Genomic DNA, 24898 nt, shown 5'->3' with positions numbered 1-24898 from the left:
CCCTTGCGTCACAGCGGTAACACGGTAGGTTCGTCGCCATGGAACAGGTGGACCCGACCTCGACCCGTCGCAAAGGACTGTGGACGACGCTGGCGATCACCACGGTGACCGGTGCCAGCGCATTCGCCATCGCGTTGCCGGCGGCTTCCAACGCCGATCCCGAGGTGCCCACGCCGGTGCCGCCGAGCACGGCCACGGCGCCGCCGGGGGCGCCGGCTACCAACGCTCCGCCGGCCGCTCCGGCGCCGAATGCGCAACCGGCGCCGGGTGATCCCAACGCGGTCCCGCCGCCGCCGCTCAACCCCAACGGGGCGCCGCCACCGCCCGTCGACCCGAATGCACCGCCACCACCGCCGGCCGACCCTAACGCCGGGCGGGTCACCAACGCGGTCGGCGGATTCAGCTATGTCCTGCCGGCCGGCTGGGTGGAGTCGGACGCGTCGCACCTCGACTACGGCTCGGCGCTGCTGAGCAAGGTCACCGGCCCGGCGCCGGCGCCCGATCAGCCGCCAGCGGTCGCCAACGACACGCGCATCGTGATGGGCCGCCTGGACCAGAAGCTGTACGCCAGTGCGGAAGCCAATAATGCCAAGGCCGCGGTGCGGCTGGGGTCGGACATGGGCGAGTTCTTCATGCCCTATCCCGGCACCCGGATCAACCAGGACGCGACCCCGCTCAACGGAAGTAACGGAAGCACCGGGAGCGCGTCGTACTACGAAGTGAAGTTCAGCGACGCGTCCAAGCCGAACGGCCAGATCTGGACGGGCGTCATCGGTTCGGCTAACGGCGGGACCGCCCAACGCTGGTTCGTGGTGTGGCTCGGAACCTCGAACGACCCGGTGGACAGGGGCGCGGCCAAGGCGCTCGCCGAATCGATCCAGGCGTGGACACCGGCTGCGGCTCCAGGCGGCCCCGCCGCTCCGGGAGCACCCGCCGCGCCGGGAGCGCCGGCGGCCCCCGGTGCGCCGGCTCCTGGCGCACCCGCGGCACCGGGAGCACCCGCGGCACCGGGAGCACCCGCGGCACCGGGAGCGCCTGCGGCACCGGGAGCGCCCGCGGCACCGGGCGCACCCGCGCCGGTTCCGGGCGCGCCGGCCTCCGAGGTCAGCCCGCCCCCCACACCGACACCGCAGCAGACGCTCTCGACCTGACCGAGCGGCTCGAGGGACGCGAAACCGACTGGTCAACCGTCTCCAATTCGGCACTCGTTTCGTGACCCAAGCCGGGTATACCGGAATGACGGCCCAGCAAACAGCTGGGCTTTGCCAGTGATTGCGAGGAGACTTTCATGACCGTCATGGCAGCTACTGAATTTCTTGCCCGCTCCAGCACTTTGACCAGCGTCGGCTGGATCGGTTACATCATCATCGGCGGGCTCGCCGGAGCCCTCGCCAGCAGGATCATCAGGGGCAGCGGCGCCGGCATCGTGATGGACATAATCATCGGGATCATCGGCGCCCTGATCGGTGGCTTCATCCTGAGCTTCTTCGTCAACACCGCTGGTGGCGGCATCATCTTCACGTTCTTCACTGCGCTGCTCGGCGCCCTGCTGCTGCTCTGGGTCGTCGGGATGGTGCGCAGGACGTAACCGGCTTATCCCGTTGCGGCCGTGGTGGTTAGCGGCATGATGGATTGATGCCTCCGCCGGTGACCACCACGGCAATGCGCGCGTGGCGCGTACGTCGCCCCGGGCCGATGAACAGCGGCCCGCTGGAGCAAGTCACCGCAGAGGTGCCACGCCCAGGACCCTCCGAACTCCTTGTGGCCGTGCGCGCTTGCGGCGTCTGCCGCACCGACCTGCACGTCACCGAAGGTGACCTTCCGGTCCACCGGGACCGGGTCACCCCGGGCCATGAAGTGGTCGGTGAGGTCATCCAGATGGGTTCTGAGGCCGGTGGCGAATTCCAGGTGGGGGACCGGGTGGGCATCGCCTGGCTGCGCCACACCTGCGGCGTGTGCAAATACTGCCGCCGTGGTGACGAGAACCTATGCCCGCACTCCCGTTACACCGGTTGGGACGCCGACGGCGGCTACGCCGAATTCACCACTGTCCCGGCCGCTTTCGCGCACCCCCTGCCCAGCGGCTACAGCGATAGCGAGCTGGCCCCGTTGTTGTGCGCGGGCATCATCGGCTATCGCTCGCTGCTGCGCGCCGAGCTGCCGCCCGGCGGGCGCCTGGGCCTGTACGGCTTCGGCGGCAGCGCGCACATCACCGCCCAGGTGGCGCTGGCGCAAGGCGCCGAGGTGCACGTGATGACCCGCGGATCCCGGGCGCAAGAACTGGCGTTGCAGCTCGGCGCGGCGTCGGCACAAGGCGCCGCCGATCCGCCCCCGGCGCCGCTGGATGCCGCCATCCTGTTTGCACCCGTGGGCGATCTGGTGCTGCCCGCGCTGGAAGCGCTGGATCGCGGCGGCACCCTGGCGATCGCCGGGATCCACCTGTCCGACATCCCGGTCCTGAACTACCAGCGTCACCTGTTCCAGGAACGCCAGGTCCGGTCGGTCACGTCCAACACCCGGGCCGACGCGCGGGCCTTCCTCGACTTCGCGAGCACTCACCACATCGAGGTGACGACGCCGGAATATCCACTCGGACAGGCGGATCGGGCGCTGGCCGATCTGAGCGCCGGCCGTATCGCGGGTGCAGCGGTGCTGCTGGTCTGATTCGGCGTCAGGTGGACAGGTGCCAGACCAACGCGGCGGCCAGCGCACCGAGCCCGTTCAGCGACCAGTGCAACGCGATGGGCGCGATCAGGCTGCCGCTGCGCCGGCGCAGCCAGCTGAAGACGAATCCGGCGGCCCCTGTCGCGAGGACGGCTCCCGTCACGCCGATCATCATGCCCACCAGCCCGCCGCCGAACAGCCGGGTGAAACCCACATTGCTGCTGGTCAGCCCGAACGACGTCGCGACATGCCACAACCCGAACAACAACGAACCCGCCAGCGCGACGCCGCGAAAGCCCCAGGCCCGATTGAGTGCGCCGTGCAGGGCACCCCGAAAGGCCAGCTCCTCGGGGATGACGGTCTGCAGCGGGATGACCACCATCGAGGCGACCATCGCGCCGGAGATCGTCGCGTAGCGGTTGTTCATGAACATCGGCCGGGTCTCCGGCAGCAGCACGCCCAGCGCGATCACCGACGCCACGACGGCCACGGCGGCCAGCGCGTAACCGACGCCAGGCCTCCAGTGCTCGCGACCCAGGCCGAGGTCCGCCCAGCCCAAGCCCCGCCAACGCATCAAGATGACCAGCCCGACAGCCGCTGCCGGGACCGTGGCGATGCTCGCCCACGGGGTGGTGAAGTGGGCGACCAGGTTGGTCACCACCAGCACGACTACGACGACGGCGATGTCGAGGTGGATCCGGTAGCGGTGCAACGCCGAGAGCTCGGACATCCGAATGTCGGCTGTCGCGGTGGCGTCAAGCATCCGACCAGTTTACCGGCGGCCGACGGCCCGACAGCCCAACGAGATTGCCATCACGGTTGTGGTCGGCGCCCTGAGCGCAGCCATCACGGCAAACTCGGCGTCTGCTCACTCGGCCGTCCAGGTCCGATGGGTCGTCTCGCTCCCATCACTCACTGCGTTCGTTCTGCTCGCTCGACTCCCAGGTCCAGCCGGCGATCTTCGGGTCGTCCTCGCCGTGCTCGCGGGTGTACATCCGCGCCGCGAGGCGGGCGTCGACCATGCGCTGACGCAGCATGGCCGCGCGACTGGCCAACCCGTCCACCCGGTCGATGACGTCCATCACCAGGTGGAAGCGGTCCAGATCGTTGAGCATCACCATGTCAAAGGGCGTGGTCGTGGTGCCGCGTTCTTTGAAGCCGCGCACGTGCAGGTGGGCGTGGTTGGCGCGGCTGTAGGTGAGCCGGTGGATCAGCCAGGGATAGCCGTGGTAGGCGAAGATGACCGGCTTGTCGCGGGTGAACAGCGCGTCGAACTCGCGGTCCGGCAGACCGTGCGGGTGCTCGGAATCCGGCTGCAGCCGCATCAAATCGACGACGTTGATCACCCGGACGCCCAGCTCCGGCAGCTCGCGGCGCAGGATGTCGGCGGCGGCCAGCGTCTCAAGGGTGGGGATGTCGCCGGCGCAGGCCAGCACCACGTCGGGTTCGTCGGCGGCCGTACTCGCCCAATCCCAGATGCCCAGGCCGCGGGTGCAGTGCGCGACCGCGTCGTCCATGTCCAGGTAGGTCAGCGCGGGCTGCTTGCCGGCCACGATGACGTTGATGTAGTCGCGGCTGCGCAGGCAGTGATCGGCCACCGAGAGCAGCGTGTTGCCGTCCGGCGGCAGGTAGACGCGGGTCAGCTCGGGACGCTTGTTGGCGACGAGGTCGATGAAGCCCGGATCCTGGTGGGACGCGCCGTTGTGGTCCTGGCGCCAGACGTGCGAGCTCAGCAGGTAGTTGAGCGACGCGATCGGGCGGCGCCACGGCAATTCGCGGCTGGTGGCAAGCCATTTCGCGTGCTGGTTGAGCATCGAGTCGACGATGTGCACGAATGCCTCGTAGCAGTTGAACAACCCGTGACGGCCGGTCAGCAGGTAGCCCTCCAGCCAGCCCTGGCACAGGTGCTCGGAGAGCACCTCCATCACCCGGCCGTCGGGCGCGAGGTGCTCGTCGTCGGGCTCGACCTCCGAGAGCCACACCTTGTCGGTCGATCCGTAGACGGCGTCGAGCCGATTCGACGCCGTCTCGTCGGGCCCCATCAGCCGGAAGCGGTCGGAGTTGCGGGCGATCACGTCGCGCAGGAACGCGCCGAGCACCCGGGTGGCCTCATGCGCGGTGGCCGCCGGCCGCTCGACGGCGACGGCGTAGTCGCGAAAGTCCGGCAGGTCCAGGTCGTGCAGCAACAGGCCGCCGTTGGCGTGCGGGTTGGCGCTCATCCGGCGATCTCCGGTGGGTGCGAGCGCCCGCAATTCGTCACGCAGCCTGCCGTTTTCGTCGAAGAGCTGCTCGGGGGAGTAGCTGCGCAGCCACTGCTCGAGCTGGGCGCGGTGCTCGGGATTGTCGTGCGTCTCGGACAGCGGCACCTGATGCGAACGCCAGGTGCCCTCGACCTTCTTGCCGTCCACCACCTCGGGCCCGGTCCAGCCCTTGGGCGTGCGCAGCACGATCATCGGCCACACCGGTCGCTGCGCCTGATCGCCGCCGCGGGCCGCGGCCTGGATGGCCGCGATGTCGTCGAAGGCGTCGTCGAGCGCGGCTGCCAGTTGCCGGTGCACGTCGGCCGGATCGTCCCCGGCGACCGTGATCGGCCGGTAGCCGTAGCCGCGCAGCAGCGATTCCAGCTCGTCGTGCGGGATGCGGGCCAGCACCGTCGGGTTGGCGATCTTGTAGCCGTTGAGCGCCAGGATGGGCAGCACCGCGCCGTCGGTCACCGGGTTGAGGAACTTGTTGGAATGCCAGCTGGCGGCCAGCGGCCCGGTCTCGGCCTCGCCGTCGCCGACGACGCACGCGACCACCAGGTAGGGGTTGTCCAGGGCGGCGCCGTAGGCGTGCACCAGCGCGTAGCCGAGCTCACCGCCCTCGTGGATGGATCCCGGCGTCTGGGCCGCCACGTGGCTGGGGATGCCGCCGGGGAAAGAGAATTGACGGAACAGCTTGCGCAGGCCCTCGGCGTCCTCCTCGATGCCGGTGTACACCTCGCTGTAGGTGCCCTCTAGGTAGGCGTTGGCCACCAGCCCGGGGCCGCCGTGGCCCGGGCCGGTCACGTAGATGACGTCGGCGTCGCGGTTGCGGATGATCCGGTTGAGATGGGCATAGACGAGGTTGAGCCCGGGCGTCGTGCCCCAGTGCCCCAGCAAGCGCGGTTTGACGTGCTCGGTGGCCAGCGGCTCGCGAAGCAGGGGGTTGTCCAGCAGATAGATCTGGCCGACCGACAAGTAATTGGCGGCGCGCCAGTACTTGTCGATCAGGGCGAGTTCGTCGTCGGAGAGCGCGGTTGCGTCGGTCATCTCACCGATTGTTCCCACCGATCCGTCTTGCTACTCCTCGCCGCGGGCGCGGGCTTCATACGCCCGGCGCTTGGCGACGTCGACGTCGTCGGTGAAGACGTGATCACCGCCGAGCATCCGGTTGAGCGCCTCGGCGAGCCGGCGCGGCCAGAACCTCTGCGACACCACCATTGCGCCCGCGGCTTTGGTGACCCGCACCCGCGGCTTGGGGTGTGCCACCAGGTTGACGATCGCGTCGGCGATCTCGCCGGGCTCGGCGTTGCGGAACCCCTTCATCCCCGGAGTCCCGGCGACCAGCTCCGTGTTGACGAACGTCGGCAACACGGTGGAGAACTTGACCCCGGCCGACCGGTATTCGAGCCGGGCCGAGTCGGTGAACGCGACCACCGCGTGCTTGCTGGCGCAGTAGGTGGCCAGGCCGACGATGTAGAGCTCACCGGCCAGCGAGGCGACGTTGATGACGTGCCCCTTGCCGCGCGGCACCATGCGCTGGGCGGCCAGCTTGCTGCCCAGGATCACGCCGTAGACGTTGATGTCCAGAATGCGACGGGTAACCGCGTCCGGCTCGTCGACGATCCTGCCGACGGGCATGATGCCGGCGTTGTTGATCAGCACGTCGATCGGGCCGAGTTGGCGTTCGACCCGATCCAGGAAATCCGAGAACGAATTGTGGTCGGTGACATCGAGTTTGCCGTACACCTCGAGGCCCAGGTCGGCGCCCGATTCCTTGACCGTGGCCTCGTCGACATCGCCGATGGCGACCTTGGCACCCAGTTTGTGCAGCGCGGTCGCGGTGGCCAGCCCGATTCCCCGGGCCCCACCGGTGATCACCACGACCTTGCCTTTCAGCCGGCCCTCACCCTTCAGGCCAATCGCAGCCGTGTCTGCCATGCCGGTCCCCTCCAAATTCTTGACGGGTGTCAACTCAGACGACCGGCTAAGCACAGCACTCGGAGGCGCGCCGCGCAACAATCGCCGGTGACCGGCGCTCGACGGTTCAGCTCACGGCAAACCAGACCAGGCTGGCCGCGCCGGCCAGGGCGCAGTAGACCGCGAACGGCGTCAAGGTGCGAGTTTCGAAATACCGCGTCAGGAAGCGCACGGCGAGGTAGGCGCACACGAACGAGGCGACACTGCCGGCCAGCACCTGGCCACCGATTCCGGCGCCGAGCGGCCCGAACAGTTCCGGGATCTTGTACACCCCCGCCGCCAGGATGATCGGTGTCGCAAGCAGAAAGGAGAACCGGGCGGCGTCTTCGTGTGACAAGCCGCGCCACAGGCCGGCCACGATGGTGATCCCCGAGCGGCTGATGCCGGGCAGCAGCGCCAGGATTTGCGCCGCACCGATCACCAGGCCGCGGGGCAGGGGGAGCTGGGCGAGTCGGTGGTCGGAGGCCTCGTCACCATGTTCGAGTTCCACCCCGCCCATCGCGGCCTCATCCGGTGCCGGCGCGATGCGCCGGCGCAGCACCTCGCCGACGTAGAGCGCGATGCCGTTGAGTAACAGGAAGGCCGCCGCAGGGACGGGCTTGCCCAGCGTGGTGCGGAACAGCTGTTCGAGTGCCAGCCCGGCCAGACCCACCGGGATGGTGCCCGCCACGATCAGCCACGCCAGCCGTTCGTCGGGCGTCTCGATCCGCCGATGACGCAGCGACGTGAAGAACCCCGTCAGGATGCGCACCCAGTCGCGCCAGAAGAACACCAGCAGCGCGGCGGCGGTGGCCACATGCAGGCCCACGATGAACGCGAGGTAGGGCGATTTGGGGGCGGACACGCTGAGGTCCTGGGCCCATCGACCGCCGACCAGCGCCGGCACGAGCACCGCATGCCCCAGGCTGGAGACCGGGAACAACTCGGTGACACCTTGGAACGCGCCGACCACGACGGCCTCGACGTAGCTCAGGTGCGCGGTCATAGGGAAGCCTCCATGAGACGACGGGTAGGGCCTGGCGGATCGGCCTGTGACGATAGCCGACGCCGCGCCGGCGCGGACCTTCGACTGAGCGTTGCTTCAGGGCCGACGGTGCGTTCGCCGAATCGGCTTGCCTGCCTGGCAATTTGGCCGTCGCGGTGGTCGGCCGACGAAGGGAAAGGTCGTCGCGCAGCGGCCTGACCAGGCAGGTACGGTGTGCAGATGGCCGACGGGTTGCTCGACGCCGTGCGCGTTCTCGACTTGTCGAGCGGCGATGCGGACGCGGTGACCCGGCTGTTCGCCGACCTGGGGGCCGACGTCCTCAAGGTGGAGCCGCCAGGCGGTTGCCTTGGCCGCGACGCCGCACCCACGCTGCGCGGAACCAGCATTCCGTTCGCCGTGCACAACGCCAACAAGCGCAGTGCGGTGCTCGACCCGTTCGACGACGAGGATTGCGCCCGCTTTCTGGACCTGGCCGCCGAGGCCGACATCGTCGTGGACACCGGCGCCGACGAGCGCGGGGCCATGTTCGGGACCTCGGGCGAGGAGCTGGCGGCCCGCTACGCGCACCTGGTGGTGTTGTCGATCACCGACTTCGGCGCGACGGGTTCGCGGTCGTCATGGCGCGCCGCCGATCCCGTGTTGTACGCGATGTGCGGCGCGCTGTCGCGGTCGGGCCCCACCACCGGCACCCCGGTGCTGCCGCCGGACGGTATCGCGTCGGCGACCGCCGCTGCCCAGGCGGCATGGGCGGCGCTCGCGGCGTACTACAACCGATTACGCTGTGGCACAGGCGATTACATCGACTTCTCCTGGTTCGACGCCGTCGTCATGGCCCTCGATCCCGCATTCGGCGCGCACGGACAGGCGGCCGCAGGCGTCCGCCGCAGCGGGCGGTGGCGGGGCCGGCCGAAGAACCAGGACGCCTACCCGATCTATCCGTGCCAGGACGGTTACGTACGGCTGTGTGTGATGGCGCCGCGGCAATGGCGTGGCCTGCGGCGCTGGCTGGGGGAGCCGGCGGAGTTTCAGGACCCCAAGTACGACGCGATCGGCGCGCGGTTCGCGGCCTGGCCGCAGATCAGCCGGCTGATCGAGGAGTTGTTCGCCGGACAGACCATGAAGGACCTGGTGGCCGCCGGCCAGGCGCACGGGGTGCCGATCGCCGCGGTGCTGACACCCGCGCGGATCCTGGAGAGCGAACACTTCCGGGCGGTGGGCGCCATCACCGACGCCGAACTCGTCCCAGGCGTGCGCACCAGCGTGCCGACCGGATATTTCGTCGTCGACGGTCGGCGTGCGGGTTTTCGGACGCCGGTGCCGGCCGCGGGATCCGACGAACCCTATTGGCGCGGAAGCCCTTCGGTGGTGCCGTCGTCGTCGGGCCGGCTCGGCGAGTATCCGTTTGCCGGGCTGCGGATCCTCGACCTGGGCATCATCGTCGCCGGAGGCGAGTTGAGTCGCCTGTTCGGCGACCTGGGCGCCGATGTCATCAAGGTCGAAAGCGTTGATTATCCGGACGGGTTGCGGCAGGCCCGGATCGGCGACGCCATGAGCGAGTCGTTCGCCTGGACGCACCGCAACAACCGGGGGCTGGGACTGGATCTGCGCAGCGCCGAAGGCAAGAAGATCTTCGGGCGCCTGGTGGCCGAGGCCGACGCGGTGTTCGCCAACTTCAAGCCGGGAACGCTTGCGGCACTGGGCTTTTCCTACGACGAGTTGCGCGCCATCAACTCGCGGATTGTGCTGGCCGAAAGCAGCGCGTTCGGCGACACGGGGCCGTGGAGCGCGCGGTTGGGCTACGGCCCGCTGGTCCGCGCCACCACGGGGGTCACCCGGCTCTGGACGTCCGACGGCGCCGAGGGCCAGGCCGGCCCGGGCAGGCACGGGTTCTACGACGCGACGACCGTCTTTCCCGACCATGTGGTGGGCCGGGTCACCGCGATCGCGGCGCTGGCCGCGCTGATCCACCGCGACCGGACGGGCCGCGGAGCCCATGTGCATGTCTCACAGGCCGAAGTCGTGGTCAACCAGCTCGACACGCTGTATGTCACCGAGGCCGCGCGGGCCGCGGGCGTCGCTCAGATCCGCGAGGATACCGCCCTGCATGCGGTCTACCCCTGCGCGGGTGACGACGAGTGGTGCGTCATCTCGATTCGATCCGACGATGAATGGCGCAGGGCCACTGCGGTTTTCGACCACGCGGGGTGGGCCGACGATCCCCGCTTCGCCACCGGCGAAGGGCGGCTGGCCCATCGCGGTGAGCTGGTGGAGCTGGTCTCCGGCTGGACCCGCACGCGGACGCCGCTGCGGGCGGCCGAGCTGCTGCAGTCGGCCGGCGTCCCGGCCGGGCCGATGAATCGTCCGCCGGACGTGCTCGAGGACCCGCAGCTGACCGCGCGACACGTCTACAGCCCCATGGTGCATCCGCTGATCGAAAGCCCGTTGCCGGCCGAGACGGGCCCGGCGCCGTTTCGGCACATCCCGGCGGCCCGGCAGGCCCCGGCGCCGCTGCCGGGCCAGGACACCGTGGAGATCTGCCGAAGCCTGCTGGGCATGAACCCCGCGGACATCCAGCGGCTGATCGACGACGGCGTGCTGTCGATCCCGGCCGACACCGCTTAGCGGTCGAGGGCCGGCGGGGCGGCCGGATCCATAGCCACGCTAAATTCGTTCGCATGAGCGTCGACCCCAGGACCCCGGTGCTGATCGGCTACGGCCAGGTCAATCATCGCGACGAGATCGACCCGGCGACCCGCTCGGTCGAGCCGATGGACCTGATGGTGGCGGCGGCCCGGCAAGCGGCCGGTCCCGCGGTGATCGAGGCGGTGGATTCCATCCGCATTGTGAACATCCTGTCGGCGCAGTACCGCGACCCGGGCCTGTTGCTCGGCCAGCGAATCGGTGCTTCCGACTTCACCACGCTGTACAGCCCCGTCGGCGGCAACGTGCCGCAGTCGCTGGTCAACCAGGCCTGCCTGGACATCCAGCGGGGCCACGCCAAGGTGGTGCTGCTGGCCGGCGCCGAAACGTGGCGCACCAGGCGCGGTCTGCGGGCCAAGGGCGCCAAGCTGGTATGGACCGAGCAGGACCAATCGGTCCCGATGGCCGAGGTCAGCGGCGACGACGTCCCGATGGCCGGTGACGCCGAGATCAGGATCTCCCTCGATCGGCCCGCCTACGTCTACCCGATGTTCGAGGAGGCGCTTCGGATCGCGAACGGCGAGTCGATCGACGATCACCTCGAGCGCATCGCAGCGCTGTGGGCACGGTTCAACGCTGTGGCGGTGGACAACCCGAACGCCTGGATCCGCAAGCCGTCAAGCGCCGACGACATCAGCCAGCCGGGCCCGCACAACCGGATGATCAGTTGGCCCTACACCAAGCTGATGAACTCCAACAACATGGTCGACCAGGGCGCCGCGCTCGTGCTGACCTCGGTTGGGGAGGCGACGCGGCTGAAGGTCCCCGCCGAGCGGTGGGTGTTCCCGCACGCGGGTACCGACGCCCACGACACCCCGTCCATCGCCGAGCGCCACGAACTGCACCGCTCGACGGCGATCCGGATCGCCGGTGCCCGGGCGCTCGAACTGGCCGGCGTGGGGATCGACGACATCGACTACGTCGACTTGTACTCCTGCTTTCCCTCCGCGGTTCAGGTCGCCGCGTCCGAGCTCGGGTTGCGCGTCGACGACCCCGCCCGTCCGCTGACGGTCACCGGCGGGCTGACGTTCGCGGGCGGACCGTGGAGCAACTACGTGATGCACTCCATTGCGACCATGGCGGAGTTGCTGGTGGCCAATCCGGGCCGGCGTGGCCTGATCACCGCCAACGGCGGCTACCTGACCAAACACAGCTTCGGGGTCTACGGCACCGAGCCGCCTGCCGAATTCCGTTGGGAAGACACGCAACCGGCCGTCGACCGGGAGCCAACCACCGACGCGGTGGTCGAGTGGGAAGGCGTCGGCATCGTCGAGGCCTGGACGACGCCGTTCGACCGTGACGGCCGGCCCGAGAAGGCATTCCTGGCCGTGCGTACGCCCGACGGGTCGCGTGCGCTGGCCGTGGTCACCGATCGCGCCGCGGCGCAGGCATCGGTGCGTGACGATATCGGTGGCGCCAAGGTTGCCGTCGCCGCGGACGGCAGCGCGACGCTGCACTAACCCGGCCGCCCCCATCACGCGAGGTGGCCGAACCGTTACCGGACTAACGGTCGCGTAGCCCATGCCTGCTTGCCTATTGTTGAGTACTGAGGGTTGGGGGAGGTGAGCCCAGGTGCACATCCTGGTTACCGACGCCACCGGCGCACTCGGGCGGCTGGTCGCTGGACAGCTGATCGCTGCCGGACACACGGTCACCGGCATTGCTGAGCTTTTCCATCCATGCCTGGACCGCAACGTCGAATTTGTTTGCGCTTCGCTGCGGGACCGGGTCCTTCGGGAGCTGACCGACGAAGCCGACGCGGTGATCCACCTGGCGCCCATCGATCCGTCCGTCCCCGGCAGCGCCGACATGGACGGGCTTGCCAGGGTGACCGATGCGGCCGCCCGCGCAGGCTCCCGGCTGCTGTTCGTGTCGCAGGCCGCCGGCCGGCCGGAGTTATATCGGCCCGCCGAGGACCTGGTGGCCTCGAGCTGGGGCCCGACGGTTGTGGTCCGGATCGCACCACCGGTCGGTCGCCAGCTGGACTGGATGGTGTGCCGTACCGTGGCCACGCTGTTGCGCGCCAAGGTCTCGGCCGAGCCCATGCATGTGCTGCATCTCGACGACCTGATGCGCTTTCTGGTTCGGGCGTTGAACACCGACCGCACCGGTGTCGTGGACCTCGCCAGCCCCGACACCGTCAATCTGATCACCGCGTGGCGGGTGTTGCGGTCGACCGACCCGCGGTCCCGGCTGCATCGGGTGCGTAGCTGGTCACAACTGATGCCGCAATTGAATGTCTCTGCCGCACAAGAGGATTGGTTATTCGAATTCGGCTGGCACGCGCTGGACGCGGTCGCCGACACCGCCCGCGGACTCGTCGGCCGCCGGCTCGACACCGCGGGCGCGATCAACCACGGCGGACGACTGGCCCTGCCGGTCGAGGTGCTGGCACACCCCCGGCGGAAGGCCGTCGAAGCCCACAGCGCGGCACCCGAGGGCACCGAGGGCGAATTCGACGACCAGATCGACCCGCGGTTTCCGGTCTTCAGCGGCTCTGCCCTCAACGAGGCGCTCCCTGGACCGCTCACGCCGATCACGCTCGACGTGCAGTTGAGCGGGCTGCGCGCCGCGAACCGGGTCCTGGGTCAGGTGCTCGCGCTCGGCGGCGCGGTCGACGAGGAATGGGGCAACAGGGCCATCGCGGTGTTCGGCCATCGCCCCTACGTCGGGGTGTCGGTCAACATGATCGCCGCCTCCCAGCTGCCCGGTTGGGACCAGGAGGCCATCGTCCGCGACGCCCTGGTCGGCCAGCCCCACGTCGGGGACCCACTGCCGTTCGGTGAGCCGGCCCTGGCGGGCGGAGCGCTGGGCTCGGTCGCCAAGGCGCTTGCTGCCGGACGGTCGGTGGCGGCATTGCGCCATCTGCGGGCCGACACCCGGGCCTACGGCGCGGCCGCGGCCGCCGAACACCTCGATGCCGGCCGGCTGCGGTTGCTCCCGGAGGCGGCGCTGGAAGTTCGGCTGCGGCTGTTGCGCGACCGCATTCATCAGGGCTGGATCCTCAACGCGCTGTGGTTGATCGAGGCCGGCATCAGCGCCGCGGCGCCGGTGCGTAGTCAGGCGCGCCGCGGTGTCCCCGGGGTGGGCATGATCGCCGACAGCGATCTGGTCACCACGGAGATCGCCGAGTTGGCGGCCACGCTGCGGGCCGACCCGCCGTTGTGTGCACTGGCGGAGGAGGGCAACCTCGCGAGCATTCGCGCCTTGTCGCCGGCGACCGCGGCCGCCGTGGATGCCGCTGTCGCGCGGATCGGGCACCGCGGCCCGGGGGAGGCCGAGCTGGCCAGCGCGACCTTCGCCGACGACCCGACGATGCTGCTGATCGCCGCGGCTGCCGCCGCCGCGCAGCCCGCCCCGGTGCTGACGCAGGACGAACGGTCGGCCGCCCGCGGCTCGCGGGCGCTGGCCCACGACGCCACCATGCGCTTCACGCATGAGCTCCGGATGACGTTGCGCGCCTTGGGATTCCTGCGCGTCGAGGCGGACCTGATCGACGACGTCGAGGACATGTACTACTTGACCTGCAATGAACTGGTCACCCTGCCCGGAGATGCGCGGTTGCGGATCAAACGCCGCCGCACCGAACGGGAACGGTTGCAGGTGCAATGCCCACCTGACGTCATCGACGGAACGTGGACCCCGGTGCGGCGCAGCGCTGACAACCCCAGCGCCGGGCAAGCTGTCAGCTGACGGTCGCGAGACGGCCAGCGCGCAGATGTCGATGTCGACCGGGTGTGCGGCCTGCCCGTCAGCGCTCACCCCAGGAGTTCGCGCAGGGCCACCGCATTGCGGACCGCGTGGCCACCCAGGTCGTTGTTGAAATACATCCACACGTCCCTGCCGTCGCCGTCCCACTCGGCGATGCGATCGGCCCATCTCCGCAAGTCGTGGTCGGAATACGAGCCGGCGTAGTTGGCTTCGGGATCCGGGCCGTGCATCCGGATGTACACCAGGTCGGTGGTCGCCCGGGGGATGCACTCGAGCCCGAGCCCGCTCATCACGACGTAGGCGGCGCGACGGTGTTCCAGTATTTCGAATACGGCGGGGTCGTTCCACGATGGGTGACGCAATTCGACGGCGACGCGGATCGTCTCGGGCACGAGGGCCAAGAACGCATCCAGGCGCGCGTCGTCGCGGTGCTGCTCGGGGTGTAATTGCACGAGCAAGACCCCGTGCCGATCACCCAGCAGACGCCAACAACGTTCGAACCGTTCGATCCACGGCTCGGGTGAGGCCAGCCGGCGGTAGTGCGTCAATCCGCGGTGGGCCTTGACCGACATGGTGAAGCCCTCCGGCAGCTGCCGGCGCCAGCCCGTGAAGGTCGAATCCTGGGGCCAGCGGTAGAAACTCGCGTTCAGCTCGACGGTATCGAATACTTCGATGTAGCGGGCGAGCCGGCGCGCCGAGGGCGTTCCGGTCGGATACAGCACGTCCACCCAGTGGTTGTATGACCACCCCGAGGTACCGATGCGTATGGTCACTATTCGCTCAGCCGGTCACCCGCCGACGCACATCGTCGTCGAGCGACGCCCTGACCAGCGCGGCGGCGAGCCGCGCATTGGCTTGCGGCGCAAGCGATCCGAGCTGTTCAGGCGCGGCGGGCAGGTTCAATTGCTTGGCGGTTCCGGTGGTGCGGTCGTCGAAGTATGGACGCACCCAGGTCCAGACGTCCTGAACTTCGCGCAGGTAGATGTCTGCGCCCGTATCGCCGATTCCCTTGAACTCCTTGAGCATTCGTTTGGCCGTGGGCGCGTCGCGCCGACTGCGATCGGCCAGCCGGCGTAGATCACCGGCGTAGTCGTGACGAACGCGGTCGGCCATTTCGACGAGGCGGGTCGCAGAGCTCTCGTCGTAGCGCACGTAGTGCGCGCGGCCGAACGCCTCGATCATGGTCCGCCGGTCGGCGGCTTGCACGGCTTTCGGTGTCCGCAGACCGGCCTTGAACAGTTCGCGCGCGGCGGCCATGGCTATGCCCGCGTCGATCGGCTTGCTGGCCAGCATGCACAGCACCAGGAGCTGAAACAGCGGCATCGGCTTGTCTCTCAAGGTAATACGCGCCTGCGAGGCGTACGTCGTGCCCGCGACGTCGAGCAGTCGACGCACCCGCTTGTCCATAGGCACCCGCGTACCCGCGCCCCGGGCCAGCAAAACGGGCGCTACTTGGGAGGCAGGCTGCGGGCGTAGCCGACTCCGTGGTTCACCCAGCCCTGAAGCTGGCGTTTATTTCGCACACCGGCGGCGTCGACGCGTAGCCAGCCCCGGGCTTCCCGGCCGGCCATCACCATCGGGCTCACATGGGCGCGCTCAGCGAGCTTGTCGGTGTCCTCCGGCGGCACCCGCACCAAGAGCCCGCCCTGGCCGCTGGCGGCCACGGACATGTTGCCGTTGATCAGGAATGCCAGACCGCCGAACATGCGTTTCTCCTCGACGCCGCGCTCGGAGCCGAGGAGTTCCCGGATCCGGTTGGCCAGGTCTTCGTCGTAGGCCATGGGCCGACCCTAATCCCGGCGACCGACAGATGCGGAGGCGTCAGTCCAGATCGACGCGGATGGTCAGCAGGTCGCTGCCCATCAGCCGCACCATCGCGCTGTTCATTCGCGGCAGGTTGCCCAGCCGCTGCAGGGCATCGTCGTCGGGCAGCAGGTGCGCGGTGCCGTTGCGCCACCGTCCGCCGACCCGCACCCGGACAGCGGGATTTGCCTTGATGTTGCGCACATAGTCCGAGTGCTCGCCGTGTTCGGAAACCATCCAGAACTGGTTGTCGACGACGCGCCCGCCCACCGCGGTACGCCGCGCCTGTCCGCTCTTGCGTCCAGTGGTTTCGAGCATCGTCATCGGCAACTGACGGCCCACCGGATTGACCAACAGCCGTTGAACGCGGTGGACCACTCGCCGTTTAAGGTCGCGCAAGTCGCTCATAGCCTGCGATTCTGCCGTAGACGAGAACAGCCGCCACCATGCTGGTGGCGGCTGCCTCTGACGCGCTGTTTAGACCGGCGGCGCCGCAACGAAGTTACCGTCGGGCAAGAAAACGCCCCACTGGTTTACCGCCGGGTTGAACACGACCGGATAGTCGCCCGGCTGGCCCATCGGCGCCCAGCGGGCCGGATACCCATAGCTGCCCGGGTCGTTGTAGTGTCCGGGCGGCGGGAAGCCGTGCTGCCCGGGCGGCAGCGGTGTGCCCGGACCGTTGCAGTTGACACCAGGACCGCCGTTACAAATCGGCTGCGGCGCCCACGGCCCCTGTCCCGGTCCATTCCGGTCGGGAACGTTCGGACCCGGCACGTTTGGCCCCGGAACGTTCGGTCCGGGCCCCGGCACGTTGGGGCCATTGGGGTCGGCCTGTGCGAACCCCACGCCAACTCCGAGCGCGCCCGACGTCAACGCGCCCGCGATCGCGGCGCTAGCAGCTATTCTGTTCAACCTCACGATGAACTCCTTGTCCGGCCGCTCACCGCCGTTCGGCGGCTTCGCGACATGATTTGTTGTTCGTCACCCGCGTCCTTTGACGTCGGGTGGAGGTCAAACCCCCCTCGGCTGGCTTTGCCTCTGTCCCCGTGGTTACCCCCGGCCCGGGGAAGCCAAAACCCTTGGCAATCCCCGGGCACCACTTCGACGGCTCATCAGACCGGCGTTTGACAGATCCTCAGGCGGCCACGGTGGCCGTCTGCGCCGCTGGTTCCAGCGCCTGGGCCACGATCTGGGCGACGTCGGTCATCGGCCGCACGTCCAGCGCGTCGAGCACCTCCGCCGGGACGTCGTCCAGGTCCGGCTCGTTGCGCGACGGGATGAAAACCGTTGACAAGCCGGCACGCTGGGCCGCCAGCAGCTTCTGCTTCACGCCGCCGATCGGCAGCACCCGCCCATTCAGCGTGACCTCGCCGGTCATGCCGACGTCGGAGCGCACCTGGCGTCCGGTGGCCATCGACACCAGCGCGGTCACCATGGTGACGCCGGCCGACGGCCCGTCCTTGGGCACCGCGCCAGCCGGCACGTGCACGTGGATGCGCCGGTCCAGCGCCTTGGGGTCGACGCCCAGCTCGGCGGCGTGGGAACGCACGTAGGACAGCGCGATCTGCGCCGACTCCTTCATCACATCGCCCAACTGACCGGTCAACTGCAAACCCGGCTCGCCGTCGGTGGCGCCCGCTTCGATGTAGAGCACGTCGCCGCCCAGGCCTGTCACGGCCAGGCCGGTGGCCACGCCGGGCACCGCCGTGCGCTCGGCCGACTCCGGCATAAACCGCGGGCGGCCAAGGTAATCAACCAGATCCGGCTCGTCGATGGTCAGCGCGGCCGGACCCTCGGCCAGCTTGGTGGTCACCTTGCGCAACGCCTTGGCCAGCAGCCGTTCGAACTGCCGCACCCCCGGCTCGCGGGTGTAGTCGGCGGCGATCTTGCGCAGCGCATCGTCGGTCACCGCGACCTCCTCCTCGGTCAGCGCCGCGCGCTCGCGCTGCCGGGGCAGCAGGTAGTCGCGCGCGATGGCGACCTTGTCGTCTTCGGTGTAACCGTCGATCTGCACCAACTCCATGCGGTCCAGCAGCGCCGACGGGATGTTCTCGATGACGTTGGCGGTGGCCAGGAACACGACGTCGGACAGGTCCAGGTCCAAATCCAGGTAGTGGTCGCGGAAGGTGTGGTTCTGGGCGGGGTCGAGCACCTCGAGCAACGCCGCACTCGGGTCGCCGCGATAGTCGGAACCGACCTTGTCGATTTCGTCCAGCAGCACAACGGGATTCATCGATCCCGCCTCACCGATCGCCCTCACGATCCGGCCCGGCAGTGCCCCCACGTAGGTGCGACGGTGCCCACGGATTTCGGCCTCGTCGCGCACACCGCCCAGGGCGACGCGCACGAACTTGCGACCCAACGCCCTGGCCACGCTTTCGCCCAGGGACGTCTTGCCGACGCCGGGAGGACCGGCCAGCACCATCACCGCGCCGGAGCCGCGTCCGCCGACGACCTGCAGTCCGCGCTGCGCGCGGCGGGCCCGCACGGCCAGGTACTCGACAATGCGGTCCTTGACGTCGTCCAGCCCGTGGTGGTCGGCGTCCAAAACTTCGCGTGCGGCCTTGAGGTCGGTGGAGTCCTCGGTGCGCGCGTTCCAGGGCAGGTCGAGCACCGTGTCCAGCCAGGTGCGGATCCAGCCGCTTTCCGGGCTCTGGTCGCTGGAACGTTCCAGCTTGCCGACCTCGCGAAGCGCGGCCTCGCGCACCTTTTCGGGCAGCTCGGCGGCCTCGACGCGGGCCCGGTAGTCGTCGGATCCATCGGGCTCGCCCTCGCCCAATTCCTTGCGGATGGCCGCCAATTGTTGACGCAGCAAGAACTCCTTCTGCGTCTTCTCCATGCCCTCGCGCACGTCCTCGGCGATCTTGTCGCTCACCTCGACCTCGGCCAGATGCGAGCTGGTCCAATCGATCAGCACGCGCAACCGCTCGGCGACGTCGACGGTCTCCAGCAGCTGCCGCTTCTGGGCATTGGTCAGGTAGGACGCGTAGCCGGAGGTGTCCGCCAGCGCCGACGGGTCGGTCAACCTGTTGACGTAGTCGATGATCTCCCAGGCCTCGCGCCGTTGCAGCATGGCCAGCAGCAGCTTCTTGTACTCCGCCGTCATGGCTTTGATCTCGTCCGTCGTCTCGGTCTCGGGGACCTCGGTCACCTCGACCCACAGCGCCGCACCCGGTCCGGATGCTCCAGCCCCGATCTGGGCCCTGCGCTCACCGCGCACCACCGCGGCGGTGCCGCCGCCGGCGATGCGTCCGACCTGCAAGATCTTCGCTATCACGCCGTGCGACGGATACCTGTCCTCGAGCCGGGGGGCTATCAACAGCTGCCCGGAGTCGCTCGCCTGTGCGGCGTCGATCGCCGCGCGCGCGGCCTCGTCCAGCGCGATCGGCACCACCATTCCGGGCAACACGATGGTGTCAGTGACAAACAGCACCGGCACCGACTTGGCTTCAGCCATCAAATCCTCCAAAAGTTGAGTCTGATGCGCTTAACCCAGCACGCCGCCGGATTGTTCCCGAATCAGGTTTCGCCGTGAGCGTGAGGCCGCTCACCGCGGCGACATGGGACCCAGCCGTTTGAGCTGCGTGACGTGCTTCGGCGACAGCTCTTCCAGGCAGGTGACGCCGAGCAGCGCCATGGTCCGCACAATCCCGCCGGCAAGGATGTCGATCGCCCGCGCGACGCCCGCCTCGCCGCCGGCCATCAGGCCGTACAGGTAGGCCCGCCCCACCAGCGTGCAGCGGGCCCCCAGCGCGATCGCGGCGACGATATCGGCGCCCGACATGATGCCGGTGTCCACCAGGATCTCGGTGTGTTTCCCAAGCTCGCGCGCGACGACGGGCAGCAGGTGGAAGGGCACCGGGGCCCGGTCCAGTTGGCGCCCACCATGGTTCGACAACACCAGGCCGTCGACGCCGCGGTCGACGACGGCGCGCGCATCCTCGAGCGTCTGAATCCCCTTCACGACGAGCTTGCCGGGCCACTGCTCCTTGATCCATTCCAGGTCGTCGAAGGTGAGGCTCGGGTCGAACATGGTGCTCAGGTATTCGGAGACGGTGCCCGGCCAGCGATCCAGCGAGGCGAAGGCCAGCGGCTCGGTGGTCAGCAGATCGAACCACCATTTCGGGTGCGGCACCGCGTCGAGCACCGTGCGCAGTGTCAGCGTGGGCGGGATCGTCATGCCGTTGCGGTTGTCCCGCAGCCGCGCACCGGAGACCGGAACGTCGACGGTCGCCAGCAGGGTGTCGAATCCCGCGGCGGCGGCGCGCCGCACCAGCGCCATCGAGCGCTCGCGATCGCGCCACATGTAGAGCTGGAACCACTTTCGGCCCTGCGGGACGGCGGTGACCAGATCTTCGATCGCGCAGGTGCCCAGGGTGGACAGCGAGAACGGGATGCCCGCGCGGGCCGCCGCTTGCGCGCCGGCGATCTCGCCCTCGGTGTGCATCAAACGGGTGAAACCGGTGGGCGCGATCGCGAATGGCAACACCACCGGCCGGCCCAGTACGTCCCAGCCCGCGGTGACTTGGGAGACGTCGCGCAGGATGGTCGGATGAAATTCGATGTCGCGGAACGCTTGTCGAGCACGTTCGATCGACAGCTCGTCTTCGGCGGCGCCGTCGGTGTAGTCGAACGCGGCCTTGGGGGTGCGGCGTTTGGCGACGGCTCGCAGATCCTCGATGGTGTACGCGGCGTCGAGACGGCGCCTGGTCGGGTTGAACCGGGGCCGCTTGAATTGCATCAGCGGTGCCAGGTCGCGCACTTTGGGCACTCGTCGTCGGACTGCCATGTGTGCAACCGTAGTCAAATGGCATCGGCAGGCGACCCCTTCGATCTCAAACGCTTCGTGGACGCCCAGGAGCCGGTGTACGGCGATGTCGTTGACGAGCTGCGCGCCGGACGCAAACGCAGTCACTGGATGTGGTTCGTCTTCCCCCAGTTGCGCGGGCTGGGCGGCAGCGCCATGGCGGCCCGGTTTGGCATCGCCTCGCTCGACGAAGCCGGCGCCTACCTGCGCCATGAGTTGCTGGGGCCGCGGTTGCACGAGTGTTCTCGGCTGGTCACCGCGGTGCAGGGGCGATCGATCGGCCAGATTTTCGGCTCGCCGGACGATCTCAAACTGCGCTCGTCGATGACGCTGTTCGCCCACGCCACCGAGGACAACCAGGACTTCGTCGCGGTGCTCGACAAGTATTACGACGGCCACCAAGACCGGCTGACGCTGGAACGGCTGGGCGCGCCGTAGGCGGCGCAATGAATCCCGCCCTAGGTGGGGCTCAGGATCCGCCAGCCCCGCGCCTCGACCTCGACGGAGTCGACGACGTCGGGCGGCGGGGCCGCCGATCCGCCGATCACCTGTGCGCGCCGCGTGCCGAGCTCCGGTAGCGAGACGCGCAGCGGCTCGTCGTCGATATTGAGCACCACCAGCAGCGCATCGTCACCGTTGCGCGCCTCGTACACGTACTGCCGGTTTTTCAGCAGCCGTGCCGTGGTAGCTGCCGCGTGCAGCCAGGGGTAGCGGCGCCGCAGCCCGACCAGATACTGGTGCAACCGCCAGGTCTTGACCCCGAATTCATCCAGTTGCAGTGGGGGAGAACCGAACTCGGGCCGTACCGCGTCGTCACCGCCGTACCGTTCTTCCTTGACCCCGGCAAACCCGAGTTCGTCGCCGGCATACACGCTGGGCACCCCGCCGATGGTCAGCAACAGCACCAGCGCGTGGGCCACGTGTTCGGGTGTGTCCAGCCGGCTGGCGATGCGCGTGACGTCGTGGTTGCCGATGAACGTCAGCGGTGAGAAGGCGGTCAGGAAATCGTTGTGGCGCTGCATCGCCCAGTCGAGTTCGAAGAAGTTGCCGTCGTTGAGGCTGCTCCAGATCGCCTTCCACAGCTCGTATTGCGTGGCCGAGTCGAAGGTGGCGGCCCGGACGTAAGCGGCGTAGTCGCCGTGAATGAGTTCGCCGACGAACCATGCGTCCGGGTAGCGCTCGCGCACCCGCGGCAGCGTTGCGGCCCAGAAGTGTTGTGGCACCGCGTAAGCGGCATCGAGACGCCAACCGTCGGCGCCGCGCCCCAGCCAGTGCGCCATCACGTCGACGGTGTAGTCGGCGATGTCGGGGTTGTCGTGGTTGAGGGTGATCAGCCCGGAGTGGCCTTCGAAGGTGTGGAAACGGCCGGGACGTCCGCGAAACCAGCGCGCGGCGCCGTCGTCGTCGGCAGCCTGCCGGTAGCGCGCGAAATCCTGCCCGACGTGATTGAACACGCCGTCGAGAAGCACGCGCAGCCCGCGGCGATGCGCCTCGGCGACCAGGTGGTCGAAGTCGGTGTCATCACCCAGTCGGGGATCGATGCGGTAGTGGTCGGTGGTGTCGTAACCGTGTGTGCGCGAGGCGAAGATGGGACCGAGCGCAATGCCCGATGCGCCGAGTTCGATGGCGTGGTCCAACCAGTCGACGAGCCGCCGCAACCGGTGTTGCTCCGGTTGCGCCCCGCGGCTCGTTTGACTGCGGCGTGGGGAATGCTCCCACGAACCCCAGGGGGTAGATCTGCCACCAGATCGCGTGCTGGACCCAGGCGGGCTCGGTCACGGCGGTCACGACGGCGCGGTCAGCCGACCGCTGCCAGCGTTTGGGCGGTGACGATCGCTTGTGCCACACCGGAAATGATCGCCGCGGCCTTCAACGCCTCCTGGATCGTTTCCCGGCTGACACCGGCCTCGCGCAGCGTGTGCTCGTGAGCGGCCACGCAATCCGGGCAGCCGTTGATCGACGACACGGCGAACGACCACAGTTCGAAGTTGACCTTCTCCACGCCGGGATTGGCGATGATGTTCATCCGCAATCCCGCGCGCAGGTCGTCGTACTTGCCGTCCAGGAAGCCGCGGCCACGGTAGAACACGTTGTTCATGCCCATGATCGACGCGGCTCCCAGCGCCGCGTTGTATGCCTCCGCGGACAGGATGTCGGCCGCCTCGGCCCCGATCTCGGTGAGCACCTGGGTGTTTCGGGTCGCCGCGGCGCTGGCCAGCAGCGTGCCCCACAGCTGCTCCTCATTGAGCTCGGTCGTGCGGGTTATCGAGCCCAGGTTGAGCTTGAGATCCTTGGCGTACTCCGGTAGCGCTTCTTTGAGGTTGTCGACGCTCATCTCGCCTCCTAATCAGGCCTTGTACCCGTCCGGGCCCGACTTAAGCCGACTGCTTGAGCAGCTCGGTGGCGTCCAGCGTCGGGTCACCCTTGCGCCAGTTGCAGGCGCACAGCTCGTCGGACTGCAGTGCGTCCAGCACCCGCAGCACTTCTTCGACGTTGCGGCCCACGGAGCCCGCGGTGACCGAGACGAACTGGATCTCATTGTTCGGGTCGACGAGGAAGGTCGCCCGGTCCGCCACGCCGTCGGCGTTCAGCACGCCGGTGCCCAAGCTCAGCTCCCGCTTGATGTCCGAGAGCATGGGGAAGGGCAGCTTCTTCAGGTCCTCGTGCTGCGCACGCCAGTTGAAGTGCACGAACTCGCTGTCGATCGATACGCCGAGCACCTGCGCGTCGCGGTCCTCGAATTCGTCGTTGAGCTTGCCGAACGCGGCGATCTCGGTCGGGCACACGAACGTGAAGTCCTTCGGCCAGAAGAACACCACGCGCCACTTGCCGGCGTGGTCCTCGCTGGTGATGGTGGTGAAGTAGTCCCCAGGCTGCTTGGCGTCGACCTTGGACAGATCGCCCGCGATCAACGCAGTGAGCTCGTAGGCGGGGAACTGGTCGCCGATGGTCAGCAGAGGCATATCGCTCCTTGTCTGGATTTAATCAAGATTAGCTTTCCTTCCCAATAGTGCCGGGTACGCTAATTGAAGTAAAGGTGATATTTCCCACTAGAGTTATAGGTATGTCCGATAAGAGTTATCAACCCACGATCGCCGGCCTACGCGCATTCGTCGCGGTCGCCGAGAAGCGGCAATTCAGCAGTGCGGCAACGGCTCTCGGTCTTAGCCAGTCGACGCTGTCGCAGGCGCTGGCGGCACTGGAAGCCGGGTTGGGCACCCAGCTGGTTGAGCGCTCTACCCGGCGTGTCTTCTTGACACCGGAGGGCAGGCAGCTGCTGCCACGCGCCCAGGCCGTCGTCGAGGCGGCGGACGCGTTCAGCGCAGCGGCGGCGGGTTCGTCGGACCCGCTGAGGGCAGACATGCGCCTGGGCCTGATACCCACCGTGGCCCCCTACGTGCTGCCGACGGTGCTGGCCGGTGTTGCCGAGCAACTGCCGGAGCTGACGCTGCGGGTGACCGAAGACCAAACCGAACGGCTGTTGGCGGTCTTGCGGGAGGGCGCGTTGGACGCGGCCCTCATCGCCCTGCCTGCCGAGGGTGCCGGCCTGACCGCTATCCCGATCTACGACGAGGATTTCGTACTAGCCCTGCCGCCGGGCCATCCGCTGGCAGGTAAGCGCCGGGTGCCGGCCACCGCCCTGGCCGACCTGCCGCTGCTGCTGCTGGACGAGGGCCACTGCCTGCGTGATCAGGCGCTCGACGTCTGCCACAAGGCGGGCGTACGAGCGGAACTGGCCAATACCCGGGCCGCGTCGCTGGCGACCGCGGTGCAATGTGTGACCGGCGGCCTGGGCGTGACGCTCATTCCCCAGAGCGCGGTGCCGGTCGAGGCGTCCCGAAGCCGCCTGGGCCTCGCGCAGTTCGCGGCGCCTCGCCCCGGCCGGCGGATCGGTTTGGTTTTCCGCTCGTCGAGCGGGCGCGACGAGTCCTACCGCCGGCTGGCCGGGCTCATCGGCGAACTGATCAGCAGCCAGCATCAAGTGCGGATGGTGAAGTAGGCGATCGC

21 protein-coding genes and 1 pseudogene are annotated in these 24898 nt (G+C 68.6%); 8 read left to right on the top strand and 14 right to left on the bottom strand.

Features of this window, described 5'->3' with window-relative positions; genetic code table 11:
* Positions 1–38: 38 nt before the first annotated feature.
* The 3 genes from AC5Y30_RS04215 (at position 39) to AC5Y30_RS04205 (ending at position 2664) form a co-directional block, all read left to right on the top strand.
* Positions 39–1151, top strand: a complete 1113-nt coding sequence (locus AC5Y30_RS04215) for an alanine and proline-rich secreted protein Apa (RefSeq protein WP_499916572.1) — start codon at positions 39–41, stop codon at positions 1149–1151.
* A 137-nt stretch (positions 1152–1288) separates the two neighbouring features.
* The gene (locus AC5Y30_RS04210) at positions 1289–1588 is read left to right on the top strand and encodes a GlsB/YeaQ/YmgE family stress response membrane protein (protein WP_499916571.1); all 300 of its coding nucleotides are present in this window, start codon (positions 1289–1291) and stop codon (positions 1586–1588) included.
* Positions 1589–1635: 47 nt separating this feature from the next.
* On the top strand, positions 1636–2664 hold the full coding sequence (locus tag AC5Y30_RS04205) for a zinc-binding alcohol dehydrogenase family protein (protein ID WP_499916569.1): 1029 nt from the start codon (positions 1636–1638) through the stop codon (positions 2662–2664).
* A gap of 7 nt (positions 2665–2671) precedes the next feature.
* On the opposite strand, the gene AC5Y30_RS04200 is transcribed toward AC5Y30_RS04205, so the two are convergent.
* From AC5Y30_RS04200 to AC5Y30_RS04185, 4 genes are all read right to left on the bottom strand, one after another.
* Positions 2672–3427, bottom strand: a complete 756-nt coding sequence (locus tag AC5Y30_RS04200) for a CPBP family intramembrane glutamic endopeptidase (RefSeq protein ID WP_499916567.1) — start codon at positions 3425–3427, stop codon at positions 2672–2674.
* Between the two features lie 145 nt (positions 3428–3572).
* Positions 3573–5954: a phosphoketolase family protein gene (locus AC5Y30_RS04195; protein WP_499916565.1), complete on the bottom strand. Its 2382-nt coding sequence runs from the start codon at positions 5952–5954 to the stop codon at positions 3573–3575.
* 30 nt (positions 5955–5984) lie between these two features.
* Positions 5985–6845 (bottom strand): SDR family oxidoreductase, encoded by an 861-nt coding sequence (locus AC5Y30_RS04190; RefSeq protein ID WP_499916563.1) that lies wholly within the window; start codon positions 6843–6845, stop codon positions 5985–5987.
* A 106-nt stretch (positions 6846–6951) separates the two neighbouring features.
* Positions 6952–7869: an undecaprenyl-diphosphate phosphatase gene (locus tag AC5Y30_RS04185; protein WP_499916560.1), complete on the bottom strand. Its 918-nt coding sequence runs from the start codon at positions 7867–7869 to the stop codon at positions 6952–6954.
* Between the two features lie 219 nt (positions 7870–8088).
* Between AC5Y30_RS04185 and AC5Y30_RS04180 the strand changes: the two genes are divergently transcribed.
* From AC5Y30_RS04180 to AC5Y30_RS04170, 3 genes are all read left to right on the top strand, one after another.
* Positions 8089–10491, top strand: coding sequence for a CaiB/BaiF CoA-transferase family protein (locus tag AC5Y30_RS04180; protein ID WP_499916558.1), 2403 nt, complete (start codon positions 8089–8091; stop codon positions 10489–10491).
* A 53-nt stretch (positions 10492–10544) separates the two neighbouring features.
* Positions 10545–12029 carry an acetyl-CoA acetyltransferase gene (locus tag AC5Y30_RS04175; protein WP_499916556.1) on the top strand — a complete coding sequence of 495 codons (1485 nt, stop codon included), beginning with the start codon at positions 10545–10547 and terminating at the stop codon, positions 12027–12029.
* A gap of 112 nt (positions 12030–12141) precedes the next feature.
* Positions 12142–14262, top strand: coding sequence for an NAD-dependent epimerase/dehydratase family protein (locus AC5Y30_RS04170; protein ID WP_499916554.1), 2121 nt, complete (start codon positions 12142–12144; stop codon positions 14260–14262).
* Between the two features lie 65 nt (positions 14263–14327).
* Here AC5Y30_RS04170 and AC5Y30_RS04165 read toward each other — a convergent pair whose 3' ends face one another.
* From AC5Y30_RS04165 to AC5Y30_RS04135, 7 genes are all read right to left on the bottom strand, one after another.
* On the bottom strand, positions 14328–15053 hold the full coding sequence (locus AC5Y30_RS04165; RefSeq protein ID WP_499916552.1) for a DUF72 domain-containing protein: 726 nt from the start codon (positions 15051–15053) through the stop codon (positions 14328–14330).
* Between the two features lie 7 nt (positions 15054–15060).
* Positions 15061–15687 carry an endonuclease gene (locus tag AC5Y30_RS04160; protein ID WP_499916551.1) on the bottom strand — a complete coding sequence of 209 codons (627 nt, stop codon included), beginning with the start codon at positions 15685–15687 and terminating at the stop codon, positions 15061–15063.
* A gap of 41 nt (positions 15688–15728) precedes the next feature.
* Positions 15729–16061: a TfoX/Sxy family protein gene (locus tag AC5Y30_RS04155; protein WP_499916549.1), complete on the bottom strand. Its 333-nt coding sequence runs from the start codon at positions 16059–16061 to the stop codon at positions 15729–15731.
* A gap of 40 nt (positions 16062–16101) precedes the next feature.
* Positions 16102–16491, bottom strand: coding sequence for a nitroreductase family deazaflavin-dependent oxidoreductase (locus AC5Y30_RS04150; protein WP_499916547.1), 390 nt, complete (start codon positions 16489–16491; stop codon positions 16102–16104).
* A 69-nt stretch (positions 16492–16560) separates the two neighbouring features.
* Positions 16561–17001 carry a hypothetical protein gene (locus tag AC5Y30_RS04145; protein WP_499916545.1) on the bottom strand — a complete coding sequence of 147 codons (441 nt, stop codon included), beginning with the start codon at positions 16999–17001 and terminating at the stop codon, positions 16561–16563.
* A 217-nt stretch (positions 17002–17218) separates the two neighbouring features.
* Complete coding sequence (lon, locus tag AC5Y30_RS04140; protein WP_499916543.1) at positions 17219–19540, bottom strand: endopeptidase La; 2322 nt, start codon at positions 19538–19540, stop codon at positions 17219–17221.
* A 90-nt stretch (positions 19541–19630) separates the two neighbouring features.
* Positions 19631–20872, bottom strand: a complete 1242-nt coding sequence (locus AC5Y30_RS04135; RefSeq protein ID WP_499916541.1) for an alpha-hydroxy acid oxidase — start codon at positions 20870–20872, stop codon at positions 19631–19633.
* Between the two features lie 18 nt (positions 20873–20890).
* Between AC5Y30_RS04135 and AC5Y30_RS04130 the strand changes: the two genes are divergently transcribed.
* Entirely contained in the window at positions 20891–21328 is a 438-nt protein-coding gene (locus AC5Y30_RS04130; protein ID WP_499916539.1) for a DUF1810 domain-containing protein, read from the top strand.
* A gap of 20 nt (positions 21329–21348) precedes the next feature.
* Here the strand turns inward: AC5Y30_RS04130 and AC5Y30_RS04125 are convergent.
* The 3 genes and pseudogenes from AC5Y30_RS04125 to AC5Y30_RS04115 form a co-directional block, all read right to left on the bottom strand.
* A pseudogene (locus tag AC5Y30_RS04125) lies at positions 21349–22669 on the bottom strand (alpha-amylase family protein).
* 19 nt (positions 22670–22688) lie between these two features.
* Positions 22689–23225 carry an alkyl hydroperoxide reductase gene (locus AC5Y30_RS04120; RefSeq protein ID WP_499916537.1) on the bottom strand — a complete coding sequence of 179 codons (537 nt, stop codon included), beginning with the start codon at positions 23223–23225 and terminating at the stop codon, positions 22689–22691.
* 40 nt (positions 23226–23265) lie between these two features.
* Positions 23266–23853, bottom strand: coding sequence for a peroxiredoxin (locus AC5Y30_RS04115; protein WP_499916535.1), 588 nt, complete (start codon positions 23851–23853; stop codon positions 23266–23268).
* A 101-nt stretch (positions 23854–23954) separates the two neighbouring features.
* Between AC5Y30_RS04115 and AC5Y30_RS04110 the strand changes: the two genes are divergently transcribed.
* Positions 23955–24890 carry a hydrogen peroxide-inducible genes activator gene (locus AC5Y30_RS04110; RefSeq protein ID WP_499916534.1) on the top strand — a complete coding sequence of 312 codons (936 nt, stop codon included), beginning with the start codon at positions 23955–23957 and terminating at the stop codon, positions 24888–24890.
* Positions 24891–24898 lie beyond the last annotated feature (8 nt).

Source organism: Mycobacterium sp. NGS27, from assembly GCF_059813005.1.
Note: the sequence above shows the minus strand (reverse complement) of the source record. Positions and strands in the feature narration are given on the sequence as shown.

Bases quoted from the DNA above. Each gene is read 5' to 3' on its own strand.
- AC5Y30_RS04160 (WP_499916551.1), bottom strand. From the start codon at position 15,687: ATGGACAAGCGGGTGCGTCGACTGCTCGACGTCGCGGGCACGACGTAC.
- AC5Y30_RS04210 (WP_499916571.1), top strand. From the start codon at position 1,289: ATGACCGTCATGGCAGCTACTGAATTTCTTGCCCGCTCCAGCACTTTG.
- AC5Y30_RS04175 (WP_499916556.1), top strand. From the start codon at position 10,545: ATGAGCGTCGACCCCAGGACCCCGGTGCTGATCGGCTACGGCCAGGTC.
- AC5Y30_RS04180 (WP_499916558.1), top strand. From the start codon at position 8,089: ATGGCCGACGGGTTGCTCGACGCCGTGCGCGTTCTCGACTTGTCGAGC.
- lon (WP_499916543.1), bottom strand. From the start codon at position 19,540: ATGGCTGAAGCCAAGTCGGTGCCGGTGCTGTTTGTCACTGACACCATC.
- AC5Y30_RS04185 (WP_499916560.1), bottom strand. From the start codon at position 7,869: ATGACCGCGCACCTGAGCTACGTCGAGGCCGTCGTGGTCGGCGCGTTC.
- AC5Y30_RS04215 (WP_499916572.1), top strand. From the start codon at position 39: ATGGAACAGGTGGACCCGACCTCGACCCGTCGCAAAGGACTGTGGACG.
- AC5Y30_RS04190 (WP_499916563.1), bottom strand. From the start codon at position 6,845: ATGGCAGACACGGCTGCGATTGGCCTGAAGGGTGAGGGCCGGCTGAAA.
- AC5Y30_RS04130 (WP_499916539.1), top strand. From the start codon at position 20,891: ATGGCATCGGCAGGCGACCCCTTCGATCTCAAACGCTTCGTGGACGCC.
- AC5Y30_RS04120 (WP_499916537.1), bottom strand. From the start codon at position 23,225: ATGAGCGTCGACAACCTCAAAGAAGCGCTACCGGAGTACGCCAAGGAT.
- AC5Y30_RS04195 (WP_499916565.1), bottom strand. From the start codon at position 5,954: ATGACCGACGCAACCGCGCTCTCCGACGACGAACTCGCCCTGATCGAC.
- AC5Y30_RS04200 (WP_499916567.1), bottom strand. From the start codon at position 3,427: ATGCTTGACGCCACCGCGACAGCCGACATTCGGATGTCCGAGCTCTCG.
- AC5Y30_RS04115 (WP_499916535.1), bottom strand. From the start codon at position 23,853: ATGCCTCTGCTGACCATCGGCGACCAGTTCCCCGCCTACGAGCTCACT.
- AC5Y30_RS04205 (WP_499916569.1), top strand. From the start codon at position 1,636: ATGCCTCCGCCGGTGACCACCACGGCAATGCGCGCGTGGCGCGTACGT.
- AC5Y30_RS04135 (WP_499916541.1), bottom strand. From the start codon at position 20,872: ATGGCAGTCCGACGACGAGTGCCCAAAGTGCGCGACCTGGCACCGCTG.
- AC5Y30_RS04155 (WP_499916549.1), bottom strand. From the start codon at position 16,061: ATGGCCTACGACGAAGACCTGGCCAACCGGATCCGGGAACTCCTCGGC.
- AC5Y30_RS04150 (WP_499916547.1), bottom strand. From the start codon at position 16,491: ATGAGCGACTTGCGCGACCTTAAACGGCGAGTGGTCCACCGCGTTCAA.
- AC5Y30_RS04110 (WP_499916534.1), top strand. From the start codon at position 23,955: ATGTCCGATAAGAGTTATCAACCCACGATCGCCGGCCTACGCGCATTC.